The sequence below is a fragment of the Falsiroseomonas sp. genome, from assembly GCF_041690465.1.
Classification (GTDB): domain Bacteria; phylum Pseudomonadota; class Alphaproteobacteria; order Acetobacterales; family Acetobacteraceae; genus Falsiroseomonas.
This window is the reverse complement of sequence record NZ_JAWLHG010000073.1, coordinates 1-15,291: the sequence shown is the minus strand read 5'-3', so window position 1 is coordinate 15,291 and position 15,291 is coordinate 1. Positions and strand designations below refer to the sequence as shown.

Sequence of the window (15,291 nt, the reverse complement as noted above, 5' to 3'; positions counted from 1 at the left end):
ACATGCCTGTCGGCCTCCTCGCCGACAGACAGCTTGAATCAGATCCGCCCCGCGCCGGGGAATCCCCTTCGATTCATTCAGCTCGGAAACCGCTCTAGAATCGCAGTGCGCAGCAGGGTGCTCCTGCTGTCGCCGGAGCGCAGGATGACAGGCCGCAAGCCGTTCACGCCGACCGACGAGCAGCGCCGCATGGTCAAGGCGATGGCGGGCTATGGCGTGCCGCAGGACGACATCGCGCTGGTCGTGAAGTGCAGCCCGCCGACGCTGCGCAAGTGGTTCCGCCACGAGCTCGACACCGCCACCATCGAGGCCAATGCCCGCGTCGCCCAGACGCTCTACCAGCGGGCCACCACGCCGGGGAACATCGCGGCGACGATCTTCTGGCTGAAGGCCCGCGCCGGCTGGCGCGAGAAGCAGCAGGTCGAGGTCACCGGCAAGGACGATGCGCCGCTGCCGCAGCAGATCGTCGTCATCCGCAGGTTCTCCAACCCGGACGAGGCCGCCGCTGTGCGGCAGATCGAGGGGAAGGCCGAATGACCGACGCTCCCGACGCCACGGCGTTGTTTCCGGCCTACAAGCCGATGCGGGTCGCCGACCTGGTGCCCTATGCCCGCAACGCCCGCACGCACTCCGATGCGCAGGTGGCGCAGATCGCCGCCTCGATCCGCGAGTTCGGCTTCACCAACCCGATCCTGACCGACGGCGCGCGCGGGGTGATCGCCGGCCATGGGCGGCTCATGGCGGCGCGCAAGCTCGGCCTGCAGGAGGTGCCGACCATCGAGCTGTCCCATCTCAGCCCGGCGCAGCGCCGCGCCTACGTCCTGGCGGACAACCGCCTGGCGCTCTCCGCCGGCTGGGACGAGGACATGCTGCGGCTCGAACTCGGTGACCTCCGCGACGAGGGCTTCGACCTGGGCCTCACTGGCTTCGACCTCGACGAGATCGGCCGGCTGCTGATCGATGCCACCGAGGGCCTGACCGATCCCGACCAGGTGCCGGAGGTCCCGGAGACGCCGGTCAGCCGGCTCGGCGACGTGTGGATCCTCGGGCGACATCGGCTGGCCTGCGGCGACTGCACAGATGCGGACACCGTCGCGAAGGCCCTGAACGGCGTGCGGCCGCATCTGATGGTCACCGACCCGCCCTACGGCGTGGACTACGACCCCGCTTGGCGCAACGCGGCGCTGGAGGGCAGCAAGACCGCCCGCACTGGCCGCGTGCTGAACGACCACCGGGCGGACTGGCGCGAGGCCTGGGCGCTGTTCCCCGGCGATGTCGCCTATGTCTGGCACGGCGCCTTGCACGCCACCACGGTGGCCGAGAGCCTCGCCGCCTGCGGCTTCGACATCTGCGCCCAGATCATCTGGGCCAAGGAGCGCCTGGTGCTCGGGCGCGGGCACTACCACTGGCAGCACGAGCCCTGCTGGTATGCCGTGCGCGACGGTGCCAAGGGCCACTGGGCCGGCGACCGCAAGCAGACCACCCTGTGGTCCATCCCATCCCGCGACCAGGACGTGGACACGGTGCACGGCACGCAGAAGCCGGTCGCCTGCATGCGCCGGCCGCTCGAGAACAACTCGAGCCCCGGCCAGGCGGTCTACGAGCCGTTCAGCGGGTCCGGCACCACCCTGATCGCCGCCGAGATGTCGGGCCGGGCCTGCCATGCGGTGGAGCTGTCGCCGGCCTATGTGGACGTCGCGGTGAGCCGCTGGAAGGCGTTCACCGGCGAGAAGGCGGCGCTGGACGGGTCGGGCCGCAGCTTTGCCGAGGTCGCCGCCGAGCGCGGCCAGGAGGCCGCCCATGCCGGCGTTTGAGGCCACTGCCGACCAGCGGCGAACGGTCCGCGCGATGGCCGGGTTCGGGGTGCCGCAGGAGGATATCGCGACCTTCCTCGACATCGACCCGAAGACGCTCAGGAAGCACTTCCGGGCGGAGCTGGACCGCGGCTCGATCGAGGCGACGAGGAAGGTGGCGCAGTCGCTGTTCCGGATGGCCACCGAAGGCAACAACGTCGCGGCGGCGATCTTCTGGATGAAGGCGCGGGCGGGCTGGAGCGAGCGGCAGCGGGTGGAGCACAGCCTGGCCGGTGGCTTCACGGTGATCAGCGGCGTGCCGCGTGCGGATGATCTCACGGACGATCAGCTGGCGCGGATCGCCATGGGCGGCCGGCACTACGACGACGAGGACGACGACGCCTGACAGCGCAGCATGTTCAACACCGACCAACGACCGTTGCTCGGTGGTGAACAGGGTAACAGTGGGAAGGTTCAGCGCGGCAGCGGCCAGGGCGACGCTAACCCTGCTTGCGGAGAGACCGTAAGAACCGAAGCCCGCTCTGGTCGAAGCCGGTTGCCCGGCAGAAATCATGGAGGGACGGCACGTCGGCTGGAGCGAGCAACTCCAGCTTGCCGCAGCCAGCCGTTCGCGCCGCCTGCGCAGCGGCCTTGAGCAGCAGCCGGCCGATGCCCCTGCGCCGCTCGTCGGGGCCAACCAGCAAGGTCGTGATCTGCGCTGTCGGACGCGGATCGTCGAGCGTGCGATACCAATGCAGGACAACGAGACCGCTGGGCGGCCCCCATTGTGCCGCGATCAGCGCCGTGCCGGGCGCCTCCCGGATCGCAACCAGTCGCTCGGCCAGGGCGCGTGCATCAGCGGCCTGCCCCGTCGCGGCGACCAGCTCCACGAGCCCAGGCGCGTCGATGGGGGCAGCAGCGCGGATCTCCAGGCCGTAGCGCGACGTCACGAGACAGGCCCGATCCTGGTTCGGCGGCCGCCGGCGCCGCCTTGGACGACCTCCTGCATCCATGTCGCAGTCCGGTCGAGGAGCGCGTCCAGAACCTCCGCATCGGTTCGCCCGGATCGTGCTGGCACATGGAACGAGTGGTCCGCCTGCTCGACTTGCACCACGGTCGCACGCCTGCCCAGATCAGAGGCGGCCCGCGCCAGCAGCGACATCTCGGCCAGGGCATCGCGTGTCCCCTGCAGGAACAGCATCGGCACGCTGATCTGCGTGAGGTGCGCTGCGCGGTCCAGCGAGGGCTTGCCCGCCGGATGAAGCGGGAAGCCCAGGAGCACCAGCCCCAGGACGTCGGGCATCGGAGCCTCGGCCTGCGCCTGCGACGCCATGCGGCCGCCAAACGACTTGCCGCCAGCGAACAGCGGCACGCCCGAAAGGGCCTGGCGCGCGGCGTCCGCGGCAGCCCTGACCGTCGCCTGCGCCAGCGCCGGGCGATCGGGCCTCCTGCTGCCCGCTTCCATGTAGGGGAACTGGAAGCGCAAGCTGGCGATCCGCCGCTGGAGCAACCCTTCGGCCACCGCCACCATGAAGGCATGTGTCATCCCCGCGCCGGCACCATGGGCCAGGACGAGGCATGCGGTCGGCTCCGGCGGGGCCAGTAGCAGGCTGGACACGATGTGCGCCTCGTCAACCTGGATCTTCATGGCATCTCCGGCCAGCAGTCTGGCGTGAGGATAGACGCTTGCGCGCGGCGAGGCCCGCGCGGGGTCCAGCCGGCAGCGCTGCTACCGGGCTGGCGGCAGGCTTGCGTAGAGAACGAAGATAGAACATCATGCCGGCCATGAGCGCACCCGGCCCGATCGATCCCGAGGTCCTCCGCCACATGCGCGAGGTGATCGTGACGGCCATCGCCACGCGTCGCCACAGCCTGGCCGAAGCCGCGGCCGAGGCGCGCGGGCTCGGGCGCGGGCTCCAGCCCGCGCTGCCGGCCAGCAGCTTCGATGCCGCTGTCACTGACATCCTACGCGACCTCGGTGCCTACCAGCCGCAGTCCTCGGCCGTGGAGGTGGAAGGGCAGTGGCTGCGGCCTGCCGATGCCGAGGAGGTGGCGGACTCCCTCGCCTACGCGATGCGGTTCGACAGCACCGGCAGGGCGCGCCGCACCGGCGCCGAATACGCCGCGAGGATCGCCGCCGAGCAGCTGGTCCGGCAGCTCAGCATGAGCGGCTTCATCGTGATGCGCCGGGGCGCGCCGCCTGCCTCGGCTGACAGCGCGTAGGCAGATGCCACCGCCATGGCCGGCGTTCCACTTCACCGTGGCGGACCTGGCGGAGGACGAGGCCGTGCAACTGCCCTGCGCCTGCGGCGTGCGCAGCTTCGGTCGGGACGAACTGGCAAGGCTGATCGGCCGTGATGCCCGGCTGCACCTGATCGGGCTGTGCCGCGAGCTCTGGTGCCGCGACTGCGGCGAGGCGCCGTTCCGCGGACGCACTGTGCAGCGCGTCGTCGTCAGTCGGCGGTAGCGGCGAGGGCCTTCACCCGCGCGACAGTCGTGTGGGTCCAGATGGCGCCGCCGCGCGGTGCGGGCACGCCGCGGGCGGTCAACAGCCGCGCCAACTCGGCGTGGCTCCGCGGCCGGTCGGATGCCATCGCCTCCACCTCCAGCACCAGCCGATGCGCCGCGCGCTCGGCCGCCTCGCGCCGCGCCTGGGCCGCTGCCGCCGCGTCCGGGCCCGCTGCCGGCCGATACCCGCGATCGCCGCCCAGTACCCGCCCACGCGCCTTCGCCGCCGCCAGCGCCGCCCGGGTGCGCTCGCTGATCAGCTCCCGCTCCTTCTGCGCCATCGCCGCATAGACCCGCATCATCAGGTCGTCCGCTCCGGGCATGTCCGCCGCCCGGATCGAGATGCCGTCCTCCAGCAGCTGCGACAGCGTGTGCGCCCGCCGGGTGATCCGATCCAGCCGCGCCGCTACCAGCACCGCGCCGAGTTGCCGGCAGCGCACCAGCGCCGCCTGGAAGCCGGGCCGGCGGTCGTCCTTGCCGCTGGCGATGTCGGAATGCTCGGCCACCAGCACCCAGCCCTGGCCGGCGCAGAAGGCCCGCACGGCCGCCTGCTGCGCCTCCAGCCCGAGGCCGCTCTGCCCCTGCTCCGCGGTCGAGACCCGATACAGCCCGACCGCGTAGCGCGGGGCGCCGGCGCGATGGCGCTCAGCCGGCATCGGCGATCCGGTAGATGCTGTAGGAGCCCTTCGCGCCGTCCTTGCCCGGTCCGACCTGGCGGACACGCTCCGCCACCTCGACCGCGATGCCCTGGCGCTTCTTCAGACCGGCGAAGAAGCCGCGGACCGTGTGCGGCTGCCAGCCGGTGGCTTCGACGATCTGCGCGATGGTGGCGCCCTCCGGCCGGCCGAGCAGGTCGAGCACCTGCTGCTGCTTGGTGCCCTCGCGGGACTTGCGCGGGGCGCTGGGATCGCGCGGCGTGCGGGCCGGCTTGCCGGCGAGGGCGGTGCGCAGGCTCGCCACCGCCTCCGCCAGACCGGCGCGCTGGCCCCCCTCGTCGTCCCAGGCGAGGAGCACCGCCTGGGCAGCGGCCAGGAGGGCGCGCCGCGGCTGTGCAGCGGTCAGGCCCATGCGCGACTCTGGAGGGGCCGCCAGCGGCTTGGGTGCCGTTCCGGCCAGGGCGGGGAGTGCCGGCGCAGGGCTGACCGCCCTCAGCGGACTCTGTGGGGCCTCCTGCGGGCATGTCGGCCTTCCGCGCGCCCTCCACCACGCCAGCCGCCTGCGCCTGCTCCAGCGCGTCCGGCGCGGCCAGGTCGACGCCGGCGTCCAGCGCACGTTGCGCCAGCTCCTGCTCGGCCTCGAACTCCGGCGCCGTCAGCCCGTCGCGTTCGGCCTCGTCGATGGCCGTGGTGGGCTCGCCAGCGTCGATGCCGATGGCGCGCAGCCCCGCCGCGGTGATCCGGTAGCCGATCGCCTCGCCCTCCACGTGGCGCCAGGCCATGGCCGGGTGCTCGTCGGCGTCGAGCCGGACCTGCTCCATCAGGTCGGCGGTCCGAAGCTTCACCTCGATCGCCCCGCGCGGGCCGGGCGGGATCGCCGGCGGGTTGACCAGCCGGTCCTGCTGTTCGGCTGCCGCGGCCAGGATCTGCGTCTGCGTATCGGTCAGCTTCATCGTCGGGGTCTCCGGTCCAGCACCCGACCGTCCGGGTGCTACCGGCCCGAGCCCCGCAGGCAGGAGCCTGTCAGGGCCGCGCCAGGACCACCGCCGGCGCGCGGACACGCTTCGCTCTGTTCGCGAGCGAAGCCAAGCGTGAAGTTCAGCACCGGTGCGCAGCGCCACCGGGTCAACCGCCCCAATGCGCTGGTCCAACTCGTCACGCACACACCGCCCGGCTCGCTGGCGGACGGACAGTGCTGGATTGTCGGCGCCAGCCCGACCGGCGCCTGGGCCGGCCAGGCGAACCGGCTGGCGCAGCGCCTCGGCGGCGCGTGGGTGTTCCATGCGCCATTTGTCGGTCTGGTGGTGTTCGATGCCGCGACGCTGGCGCAGTGGGGCTGGAACGGCAGCGCGTGGACGCTCGTCGTACCGCGGCTGCTGCAGGCGAGCGTCACCTACGATCCGCCGAACCTGGCGGCCGGCGAAGGCGTCACTACCAACGCGGCCGTCACCGGCGCCGCGCTCGGCGACTTCGCGCGCGCGAGTTTCTCGCTCGATCTGCACGGGGTCACGCTGACGGCCTGGGTGTCGGCGGCGGAAACGGTCAGCGTGCGGTTTCAGAACGGCACGGCGGACGCAGTCGACTTGGGCAGTGGGACACTGAGGGTGCGAATGGAGAAGCCATAGTCGCGGCCGGGCCGCCGTCCGTTGCTCACGCCGCTGAACGGCACGCCGCTGCTGTCGGGGACGCTGTCCGGCTCGGGCGCCGGTGGAGGCCGGCGATGCGCTCACCCAGCCTGTCCCGCCTGCAGAACGCGACAGGCTCGGTGGAGCGGGCCGGCGCGATCTGCGAGGCGCTGCATTGCAGCGCGCTGTCCACCGGCGTCGCCCTATCCGAGAGCGTCGGCGCCTTCCAGCGCTTCTCGATCGCCGCCCGCGCGGTCGGCGCCACCTCCGATCAGGTGGTGCGGCTCTTCCGCGGGCGCCCGCGGAGAAGGCGCCGAACACCCAGGAGACTGGCACGCCGAGCTCGCGCGCCATCGGCGACGCGAGAGTCGCCAGCAGGGAGTACGACGATGCCCAGGAGAGCGTCTGCGCCGTGCCGAGCGCCGCGCAGGCGCCGCGCCAGCGGCCAGCTCCGCGGCCGCCCATTCCGTGCTGTTAATCGGATGACCGGACCGGCTGTACAGGAGAAGGCGGCGCCGGTCTCCTGGCGCCGCCCTTGCTTGGCTGTGCAGGCGATGGCCGCAGCCGCCGCCCTGTGCGGTCAGCGATAGAGGCGCGTGCCCTCGCCCCAGCCCCGCCCGCGGCTGTACTCGGCGATGTTATCGCGGTCATAGCGCGGCAGCGCCTCGAGCTCCTCGCGGGTCATCTCGAGCACCGCGCGATCCTCGTTCGTCTGCCCGAGGCGGATGCGCTCGATCGGCACCATGGCGCGGCGCTGGCCGATGCCGAGGAAGCCGCCCCACTCGATCACGGCGGCGCGCACGCGGCCGGCACTGTCGATCAGAAGGTTCTCGACCGCGCCGGCCTGGCGGCCCTCGGCGCCGTAGACATCCTTGCCGATCAGCTCCTGCACCGACTGCAGTTCGACGCCGGTCTGCTGCGTGGCGGCGGTCCGCTGCGGCTGGGCGCCACCGGACTGCGTCGGCGGCGGAGTGGCGGTGGTCGCGCCGGTGCGCTGCTCGGTCATGCCCGGACGGGCCTGCTCACGCTGCAACTGCGCTTGGCGCTCGCGCTCGACCTGCACCTGCGCCTGGCCCTCGCGCTCGACCTGCACCTCCGGCTGGCCCTCACGCTGAACCTGTACCTGCGGCTGACCCTCGCGCTGCACGCGCACCTGCGGTTCGGCCTGCTGCACGCGCACCTGCGGCTCAGGCTGGCGGACGGTCACCTGCGGCTGCGGCTGCTGCACCGTCACCTGCGGCTGTGGCTGCTGCACCGTCACCTGCGGTGCGGGCTGCTGCACGGCGATCCGGGCGCCCTGGGCGCCACCCGTCGCGCCCGCACCAGCCGCACCGCCGGCAGCCGCCAAGCCGCCCATTTCACGCTGCAGCTCGCTGAAGGCCTCAGCCGCCTCACGCAGCGAGCTGGCCACCTGCTCGCGGTTCGGCTGCTGCTGCTGCAGCGCCTGTTGCGCCTCGTTCAGCTCGCGCTGCGCGGTGCGGTAGGCATCCTGCTGCTGCATCTGCTGCGGGACGCGACCCAGCGCCTCACGGCCGGCCTGCACGGCGGTGCGCGCCTGCTGGAAGTTCGGCTGCTGCCCCTCACGCGAAAGCTGCTGCTCGGCCGTGCGCATCGACTGCTCGACCGTGCGCATCTGCTGCTGCGCCTGCTGCTGGGCCTGCTGTGCCTGACCCTGCTGTGCCTGGCCCTGCTGGCGCTGTTGCGCCTGGCCCTGCTGCGCAAGCGCCGCATTGCCGAAGCTCAGCGCGAGTGCGGCAGCGCCGGCGAGCAGGAGGGCGCGGCCGCCCTGGCGGTGCGCGGCGACGTGCGGACGGTGATCTGTTGCTCGTGTCATGTTGTCATTCCTCTATGTTGCTGGCTCAGTGGAAGGGCAAGTCAGCCCGCCTAGTGCTGTGCCGGACTGCCACCATGTCGTAGGCATGGGCAAAGCAGGCAATTCCGCATCCGCACCTAGGCTGAGCCAAGGGAACCGATGCGCGCATCCTGCGTGACGGCGGTGGACGCCGCGCTGGACTGCTTACTTCCTGCGCATCGTCCGCCCACCGGGGGAGCTCGCCGTCTTGACGTGCCGCTTCGGGACCCCGCCGGGCGGCCTACCTGGTGTCGCTGGACGCTGATCTAAGGCACGCGCGCCGTCCCCTTCAGCATTCCGTCCTCTGGACGGCCCGCGGCTGGGTGGCCGCTACGCGACGCGGCGCCCGCCCGGGACGGGCAGTGGTCCTACTGCCGCGGTGCCGTCGTGCCCCCGCTTGCCGCCGGCGGCTGGGTGGTCGTGGAGCCGCTCGCCGCAGGCGGCGCCGTGGTCCCGGTCCCGTTGCGCGAAGGCGTTGTCACCGTCACGTTGGGCGCGCCTGGGGGCGGTATCACCGTCACGTTGCCGGTCGTGGTGCCGCCCGCTGCGGGTGGCGGCGTGGCCACGGTCCCACCGGCCGGAGGAACCGCTCTACGCTCGGCGGAGGCGGGCGGCGGCGACGCCGGCGTGGCGGCAGGGGGCGGTGCTACGGGAGGTGGTGCGGCAGGGGCCGCCGTCCGGTTCTCCGGGGCCGCACCAGTGGTGGTGGTGTCGTCGCAGGCCGCGACCGAGACGCCCGCCAGAAGCAAGGCGGCCAGGGCGGCCTTGGTCAGGTTCGGCTTCTCCATCGATGGTCTCCTTTGGTCAGCCGTGCGGCGCTGCCTTGCGAGGCGGCGCGTCGCTTGCCGCCGCGCTTCGGCTCGCCACAAGGGGTGGTGAGGTTCGTCCAGAAACCTCAGAAGATCAGCGCGAGCAGGCCGATCACGACAAGCAGCCCGATCAGGAAGATGATCCCAACCGCGCCGCCGAAGAGCTTCAGGATGCTGCCCATGCGTCACACTCTGCTTTGGGGCGGACCCGGGGGCGATAGGCGCCCCCTCGAGCCTCGGCCGCGGCTTCAATCGAGCGCGTCACGCGCCTTGTCCTTCGCCTTGCCCGCGGTGTTCTGCACCTTGCCTTCGGCCTTATCCATGCTGCCCTCGGCCTTCATCTTCTCGTCGCCGGTCAGCTCGCCGGCGCCCTTCTTGACCGAGCCCTTGGCCTCCTTGCCGGCGCCTTCGATGCGGTCCTTGTCCACCATCGGATCTGTCCTTTCTCGCTCTGCATCTCCCCGAGCCGGGGAAGCCGGAGCGGCGGGATGCCGCCCCGGCGCAAGCCGCCCCCGGCTCAGCCCTCGTCGCCGCCGCGGCGCTCGCGGTGCAGCACGGTGCCGCTGCGGGCGTTAAGGCGCAGGCCGAACTCGCGCCCGTCACGCCGCGCCTGAGCGCTGATGACGTTGCCGTCGCGCTCGATGTTGCCGACATCCGACCAGCCGCGCTCGCGCAGCATGGTGCGCACCTGGTCCTCGTTCAGCCGGCTCTGGTTGAGCACTCGGCCGGTCATGGGATCGATACGCAGATCCTCCACGCGCTCGCCGTAGCGCCGCGCGTCGGCGGTGTAGCGGCCGTCATCCCGTTCGAGGCCCTCAATGTCCGAGTAGCCGCGCTCGCGGAGGCGCTCACGGATCCGATCCTCGCCGAGGTGCCTCTCCCGGTGGAGAACCTCGCCAGTCCGCGCATTCATGAGCAGATCGAAGGTGCGGCCGTCACGCCGCGCCTGAGCGCTGATGATGTTGCCATTGCGCTCGATGCTGCCGACATCCGACCAGCCCCGATCATCCAGCATGTTCCGCACCTGGTCCTCGTTCAGCCGGCTCTGGTTGAGCACTCGGCCGGTACGCGGATCGACGCGCAGGTCCTCCACTCGCTCCCCGTAGCGTCGCGCATCGGCGGTGTAGCGGCCGTCATCGCGTTCGAGGCCCTCGATGTCGGAGTAGCCGCGTGCACGAAGGCGTTCGCGAATGCGGTCCTCGCCCATGCGGTCGCCGACGCGCTGAGCGTCGTAGCTCTCCCCGCCGCGCATGCCACCGACCGCCCCGCCCTGGCCACCAAAGGACTGGCCGTAGCCCTGGGACCCACCGCCGAAGCGACTGTCGCCACTGAAGCCCTGCGAGCCCATGCCACCCTGGTCGCCGTAGAACTGGCCGTAGCCCTGGGACCCGCGGCCATACTGACCCGAGCCGAAGCGGCTGCGGCGCTCGTCCTCGCGACCCATGCGGAAGCCGCGTTCATATTCGCTGCGCGCCCGATCGCCCATGCCCCGGTCGCCCCAGCCCGAGCCGTACTGGCTGCGGTCGCCGTAGCCATAGCTCTGCGGCTGCGCCACGGCAGGCGCCGCTACAAGCGCGGTGCCCGCCAGCAGCGCGGCGGCGATGCCGGCAGCGGAAAGCGTGTTCCTGGCGTTACTCATGTCCGTTCCTCCGAAATCGTTGGAGTTCCCAACATTCAGCGCGGGCGAGCGAGAGGCGCGCCCGCGCCGATTGGTTGCGTTGCGTGGGATCAGTTGCTGGTCTGCCGCGAGACGACGCCGGTGTTCGCGTCAATGCGCAGGCGCGCCTCGCGCTCACCCTGCTTCGCCTTTGCCGTGATGGTATCCCCGTCGCGGCTCACGTCGCTGACGTCGGAGTAGCCCTGGTCGCGCAACAGGTTGCGCGCCTGGTCTTCGCTCAGCCGCTTCTCGTCAGGCACCTGGCCCGTACGGGCGTCGATGCGCAGATCCTCAACGGTCTCGCCGTAGCGCTTGGCCTCCTCGACCTTGAACTGGTCGCCGTCACGCGCCAGGCCCTCGATGTCCGAGTAGCCGCGGGCGCGCAGAACGGTGCGGATCTGCTCCTCACCCATCCGGGTTGCCTGCTGCTGCCCCGTGGCGCTCCCCTGACCCACGGTCGAGCCGGTCGCGCCGCCGCCCTGGCCCATGGTCGAGCCAGCCGTCCCGCTGCCCTGACCCATCGTCGAACCGGTCACGCCGGTGCCGCTCTGGCCCATGCCGCCCTGCGTCGCGCGGGGCTGCCCCATCTGGCCCGAGGGGGTCTGGCCGGATTGGGCCAGGATGCCGCCGCTCGCGCTGCCCGGCTGGTTCGGGTCCACAGCCTGAGCCCCGGCGAAGCCGTGGGTGCCCAGAGCAATGGCCGCCGCGATCGCCGTCGTCGAGAGAATATGCTTCATGATGTTTTCCTCTGCTCGGATGTCATGGCTGGCCGGCGATGCACGGAATTATTCCGCTACGCACCAGGAATACTGGTGGACACAGGATCCTAAACAGACACACGCAACCAATTGCATGAACTGTCCTGGGCCACCGACTACCGACATAACGGCACGACCCCAAAGGCGTTTCTCAATATTACGCGCCATCAAAGACATTTCGATGTTGGGATTCACGAATACTGTTCATGGCTTCGAACAGGGATGTTCAGATTTCCGAACGCGAGCACTGCTGCAGGTGCAAGCCATCGCGCCGGGCCACCACGCCGCGCCGCGAGCGTTGAGAAGGCCGTCGATCATCGCAGGTGTCCTCCTCTCCATGATGCTCCCCATCCCATGATGCTCCGGCCTCCTCATGTGCCCGTCCGGCTCCGTGTGCCGCTGCTCGCCGGCGCTGCCGTCTTCCTGTTCGTCATGGCAACGAGCCAGGTCGCGCTGTGGGCGATGGGAAACAGGCTGGACCGCGAGGCCGCTCGCCTCGGGCGCGTCTATCTCGATGGCCTTTCCGCTGCCGTGCTGCCGGCCATCCGGGAGGGCGACAACGCCGCTCTCGAGGCGGCGATGTCGCGGGCGCTAGGCTTCCAGGAAGGCATACGCGAGCGCCGCATCGTCATCGGCACGCCCATGGGAGAGCGGCTTTCCGTCGCCGGCATCGGGCCCGACCCGGACTGGCCCGCCCCCTTCGTCCGCGGCCTCGGCGGATCTGCTTGGGAATTCTCGCCGGGCGGGAACAGCGTCTGGGCGCAGCGTCCCCTTGTGGAGGGCGATCGCGACGGCGTGCTTATCGCCGCGCATCTCGACATCTCGCCGATCGTCGAGCGCCGGCAGCGGCTGGAACTCGCCCTCGTGGCCTTTGGCGTCGCCCTTGCCGTGCTGGGCGGCGGCTTCTCAGCCTTTGCTGCGCGGCGTTCCCTGCAGCCCGTCCTGGTGGTTACCGACGCACTGCGGCGCGCGGGCTCGGGCCGCCTCGCGCCGATCGCCGACAAGGCCATGCCGCCACCGGAAACCGAGGCCGGGCGCCTCGCAGTTGCCTTCAACCAAATGGCCGCTCATCTCGCGGAGCGGGAAGATCTGGCGGGGCGCCTCGCAGAGCGGGAACGTGCCGCAGTGCTCGGCAGGCTGGCAGCGACGGTGGCGCATGAGGTGCGCAACCCGCTCGCCGGCATGCTGACCGCGATCGAGACGGCGCGCACCTTCGGCGATGATCCCGCCGAGCGCACCGAGGCGTTGGAGGTACTGGAACGCGGGCTGCAGCAGATCGACCGGGTGGTGTCCTCGACGCTCGCACTCCACCGTGACCGCGGGCCCGCACGCCCCCTGGTTGCGGCCGACTTCGAGGATCTGCGCGTGCTTGTCGCGCCGGCGGCCCGCCGGCGCGCTATCGTCCTGGACTGGCGCGTGAGCCTGCCCGAAATCTGCGGCGTGGATGCGCCGCAACTCCGGCAGGCGGTCCTAAATTTGCTGCTCAACGCCGTGGCCGCATCGCCACCGGGTGGCCGCGTGCTGCTCGAGGCGAGGGTGGAGCGCGACGGCGATCTCGTCGTCACCGTCGAGAACAGCGGGGCCGGCCTGCCGTCCTCCGCGCATCGCCGTCTCGGGCTGGAGCAGCCCGATCCCGCGGCCGCGGAGGAGGCGTCCCCAGGCCTCGGGCTCGAGGTCGTAGCCGGGATCGCGCAGCGCCTCGCGGCGCGGCTTGCGGTCGGCCCAGGGGCAGGAGGGACCGGAACGCGGATCGCGCTGCGCGTGTCACGCGATGAGCGGCTGCTCATGCTCCCGGGAGAGCTCGCAGGCGCCCGCAAGGAGACGGTCGCGTGAGCGTGGTCGCCGGCTCCTCCGTGGTCATGATCGAGGATGATCCGGTGCTGGGCCAATCGCTCATGCAGCGCCTGCGGCTTGCCGGGGTGACGACACACTGGGCCCGGACTGCCGCGGAGGGCGAGGCGCTCCTCCGCCGGCACCGTCCGACGATGGTGCTCTGCGACATCCGCCTGCCCGACGGCAGCGGCGAAGCGCTGATCGCGCGGCTGATGCCCGAGCTCGGCGGCGTGCCCATTGTCGCCATGACCGCTTATGGCGGCATTGAGCAGGCCGTGCACCTGATGCGCCTGGGTGTGGATGACTACCTGGCAAAGCCATTCCCAGTACAGCGGCTGCTCGACAAGCTCGCCGCCTTCGCCGCTGGCGGGCCCACGCCCGACGCCGGGTCGGAGGGAGACGAGGCTGGCTGGCGCTCGCCGCCGATGCGGGCGCTCCGGGCAGCGCTTGAGCGGCTCGCGCCGGCCGAGGCGACGGTGCTGCTGGCCGGCGAGAGCGGTGCCGGCAAAGGTCTCGCGGCGCGGCGGCTGCACGCGATGGCGCCCGCCCGAGCGCCCGAGCCCTTCGTCGTGGTGGACTGCGCCGCCCTGCCGGACACAATTGCAGAGGCCGAAGCCGTCCTTCTCGGCCGCGACGGCAGTGCGCCGGAGGGCGGGCCGGGACTCGCTGAGCGGGCGGGCGCGGGAACGCTCTTTTTCGACGAGATATCCGAGCTTGCGCCGCCGCTGCAGGGGCGGCTGCTGCGGCTCGTCGAGGAGCACCGCTTGCTCCGCGTCGGCGGCCGGGAGGAGCATCCGCTGCGCGCCCGGATCGTGGCCGCGACCAGTGCCGACCTGCGGGGACGGGTCGCCGCGGGAGCGTTCCGGGAGGACCTGTGGTTCCGCCTCTCCGTCGTCGAACTCGTGGTGCCGCCGCTACGCGAGCGACCCGAGGACCTGGAGGACTTGGCGCGGCATTTCCTGCACCGCTTTGCCAGCGCCCCTCCCGGGGGCGAGCCGTGCGTTTTCGCCAATGACGGCGTGGCCGCGCTCCATGCGCACAGCTGGCCCGGCAACGCGCGCGAGCTACGCAACCGCGTCCAGCGTGCGGCGCTGCTCGCCGCCTCGCCGTGCATCGCCGCGGGTGACCTCTTCCCGGAACTAGCCATGACGGCGGGCCGTGGAGCCGCGGCATCCTCGTCTCCGGACGCTGGGCAGGACGACGTCAGCCCCGTTGCCACCGGCACGTCGACCGCCGAGACAGCCTCCCTTGCGGAGGCGCGCGAGACGGCAGAGCGCGAGCACATCCGGCGGGTGTTGGCGCGCTGCGGCGGGCGCATGGGCGACGCGGCCCGCGCGCTCGGCGTCTCCCGGACCACGCTCTGGGACCGCATGCGGCGGCTCGGCATGCCGGCGCGTTGAGCGCCGGGGTGGCTCCGGCGCGCCCGCCGCAGCGCCCATGCATCTGGGTGGCGCGCAGCGGCCACCGCCCCACTCGGAGCCAGCGGTAACAGGAGGTGAGATGGAGGAGGCGGGTCGCGCCGCAGCTTGGCTGCTTGGGCTGGATGCCGAGGATCTCTCGGCGCTGCAGATGACCGTGAGGGCCGTCGTGGTGTACCTGGCGGCGCTGATCATGGTCCGTTGGGGCGAGAAGCGCTTCATGGGCAAGGGCACCGCCTTCGAGTGCGCATGCGGGGTGGTCGGCTTGGCCTCAGCCACGGCGACTAGAGCGGTTTCCGATCAGTCTGCATCGTAGCCGGCAGCGGCGAAGTAGTTGGCGCACTCCCCAGGCGTGAAGGCGTCGACGATGCGGCCGATGGTG

Annotated in this window: 18 protein-coding genes; 10 read left to right on the top strand and 8 right to left on the bottom strand. The window is 71.6% G+C overall.

Annotated elements, in window-relative coordinates:
- From ACESM1_RS29195 to ACESM1_RS29185, 3 genes are all read left to right on the top strand, one after another.
- Positions 1 to 537, top strand: a 537-nt coding sequence (locus ACESM1_RS29195; protein ID WP_372624742.1) for a hypothetical protein, incomplete at its 5' end; no start/stop codon positions are given.
- Positions 534 to 1,814, top strand: a complete 1,281-nt coding sequence (locus ACESM1_RS29190) for a site-specific DNA-methyltransferase (protein ID WP_372624741.1) — start codon at positions 534 to 536, stop codon at positions 1,812 to 1,814. The genes ACESM1_RS29195 and ACESM1_RS29190, both read left to right, overlap by 4 nt.
- Positions 1,801 to 2,199 carry a hypothetical protein gene (locus tag ACESM1_RS29185; RefSeq protein ID WP_372624740.1) on the top strand — a complete coding sequence of 133 codons (399 nt, stop codon included), beginning with the start codon at positions 1,801 to 1,803 and terminating at the stop codon, positions 2,197 to 2,199. The genes ACESM1_RS29190 and ACESM1_RS29185 overlap by 14 nt, the downstream gene beginning before the upstream one ends.
- Before the next feature lie 94 nt (positions 2,200 to 2,293).
- Here ACESM1_RS29185 and ACESM1_RS29180 read toward each other — a convergent pair whose 3' ends face one another.
- Positions 2,294 to 2,743 carry a GNAT family N-acetyltransferase gene (locus ACESM1_RS29180; protein ID WP_372624739.1) on the bottom strand — a complete coding sequence of 150 codons (450 nt, stop codon included), beginning with the start codon at positions 2,741 to 2,743 and terminating at the stop codon, positions 2,294 to 2,296.
- A complete protein-coding gene (locus ACESM1_RS29175) occupies positions 2,740 to 3,441 on the bottom strand; it encodes an alpha/beta family hydrolase (RefSeq protein WP_372624738.1) in 702 nt (233 codons plus the stop codon). The genes ACESM1_RS29180 and ACESM1_RS29175 overlap by 4 nt, the downstream gene beginning before the upstream one ends.
- A gap of 128 nt (positions 3,442 to 3,569) precedes the next feature.
- Between ACESM1_RS29175 and ACESM1_RS29170 the strand changes: the two genes are divergently transcribed.
- A complete protein-coding gene (locus ACESM1_RS29170) occupies positions 3,570 to 4,016 on the top strand; it encodes a hypothetical protein (protein WP_372624737.1) in 447 nt (148 codons plus the stop codon).
- Between the two features lie 4 nt (positions 4,017 to 4,020).
- Positions 4,021 to 4,260, top strand: a complete 240-nt coding sequence (locus ACESM1_RS29165; protein WP_372624736.1) for a hypothetical protein — start codon at positions 4,021 to 4,023, stop codon at positions 4,258 to 4,260.
- Here the strand turns inward: ACESM1_RS29165 and ACESM1_RS29160 are convergent.
- The gene (locus ACESM1_RS29160; RefSeq protein ID WP_372624735.1) at positions 4,247 to 4,957 is read right to left on the bottom strand and encodes a recombinase family protein; all 711 of its coding nucleotides are present in this window, start codon (positions 4,955 to 4,957) and stop codon (positions 4,247 to 4,249) included. The two genes, ACESM1_RS29165 and ACESM1_RS29160, sit on opposite strands and share 14 nt — an antisense overlap.
- Entirely contained in the window at positions 4,947 to 5,369 is a 423-nt protein-coding gene (locus tag ACESM1_RS29155) for a DUF3489 domain-containing protein (protein WP_372624734.1), read from the bottom strand. Before ACESM1_RS29155 ends, ACESM1_RS29160 begins: the two co-directional genes overlap by 11 nt.
- A 205-nt stretch (positions 5,370 to 5,574) precedes the next feature.
- Between ACESM1_RS29155 and ACESM1_RS29150 the strand changes: the two genes are divergently transcribed.
- Complete coding sequence (locus ACESM1_RS29150; protein ID WP_372624733.1) at positions 5,575 to 6,582, top strand: DUF2793 domain-containing protein; 1,008 nt, start codon at positions 5,575 to 5,577, stop codon at positions 6,580 to 6,582.
- A 580-nt stretch (positions 6,583 to 7,162) separates the two neighbouring features.
- Here ACESM1_RS29150 and ACESM1_RS29145 read toward each other — a convergent pair.
- A complete protein-coding gene (locus ACESM1_RS29145) occupies positions 7,163 to 7,588 on the bottom strand; it encodes a PRC-barrel domain-containing protein (RefSeq protein WP_372624732.1) in 426 nt (141 codons plus the stop codon).
- 33 nt (positions 7,589 to 7,621) lie between these two features.
- On the opposite strand from ACESM1_RS29145, the gene ACESM1_RS29140 reads away from it, so the two are divergent.
- Positions 7,622 to 8,470 (top strand): hypothetical protein, encoded by an 849-nt coding sequence (locus ACESM1_RS29140; protein ID WP_372624731.1) that lies wholly within the window; start codon positions 7,622 to 7,624, stop codon positions 8,468 to 8,470.
- Between the two features lie 1,021 nt (positions 8,471 to 9,491).
- On the opposite strand, the gene ACESM1_RS29135 is transcribed toward ACESM1_RS29140, so the two are convergent.
- The 3 genes from ACESM1_RS29135 to ACESM1_RS29125 form a co-directional block, all read right to left on the bottom strand.
- Positions 9,492 to 9,674: a CsbD family protein gene (locus ACESM1_RS29135; protein WP_372624730.1), complete on the bottom strand. Its 183-nt coding sequence runs from the start codon at positions 9,672 to 9,674 to the stop codon at positions 9,492 to 9,494.
- 86 nt (positions 9,675 to 9,760) lie between these two features.
- Positions 9,761 to 10,798, bottom strand: a complete 1,038-nt coding sequence (locus ACESM1_RS29130) for a hypothetical protein (protein ID WP_372624729.1) — start codon at positions 10,796 to 10,798, stop codon at positions 9,761 to 9,763.
- 173 nt (positions 10,799 to 10,971) lie between these two features.
- Positions 10,972 to 11,637 carry a hypothetical protein gene (locus tag ACESM1_RS29125; RefSeq protein WP_372624728.1) on the bottom strand — a complete coding sequence of 222 codons (666 nt, stop codon included), beginning with the start codon at positions 11,635 to 11,637 and terminating at the stop codon, positions 10,972 to 10,974.
- Between the two features lie 111 nt (positions 11,638 to 11,748).
- Between ACESM1_RS29125 and ACESM1_RS29120 the strand changes: the two genes are divergently transcribed.
- The 3 genes from ACESM1_RS29120 to ACESM1_RS29110 all read left to right on the top strand — a co-directional run bounded on the left by ACESM1_RS29120 (position 11,749) and on the right by ACESM1_RS29110 (position 15,225).
- Positions 11,749 to 13,491 (top strand): sensor histidine kinase, encoded by a 1,743-nt coding sequence (locus tag ACESM1_RS29120; protein ID WP_372624727.1) that lies wholly within the window; start codon positions 11,749 to 11,751, stop codon positions 13,489 to 13,491.
- Positions 13,488 to 14,891 carry a sigma-54-dependent transcriptional regulator gene (locus ACESM1_RS29115; protein WP_372624726.1) on the top strand — a complete coding sequence of 468 codons (1,404 nt, stop codon included), beginning with the start codon at positions 13,488 to 13,490 and terminating at the stop codon, positions 14,889 to 14,891. The genes ACESM1_RS29120 and ACESM1_RS29115 overlap by 4 nt, the downstream gene beginning before the upstream one ends.
- Positions 14,892 to 14,991: 100 nt before the next feature.
- A complete protein-coding gene (locus ACESM1_RS29110) occupies positions 14,992 to 15,225 on the top strand; it encodes a hypothetical protein (protein ID WP_372624725.1) in 234 nt (77 codons plus the stop codon).
- The last annotated feature ends 66 nt before the right edge of the window (positions 15,226 to 15,291 follow it).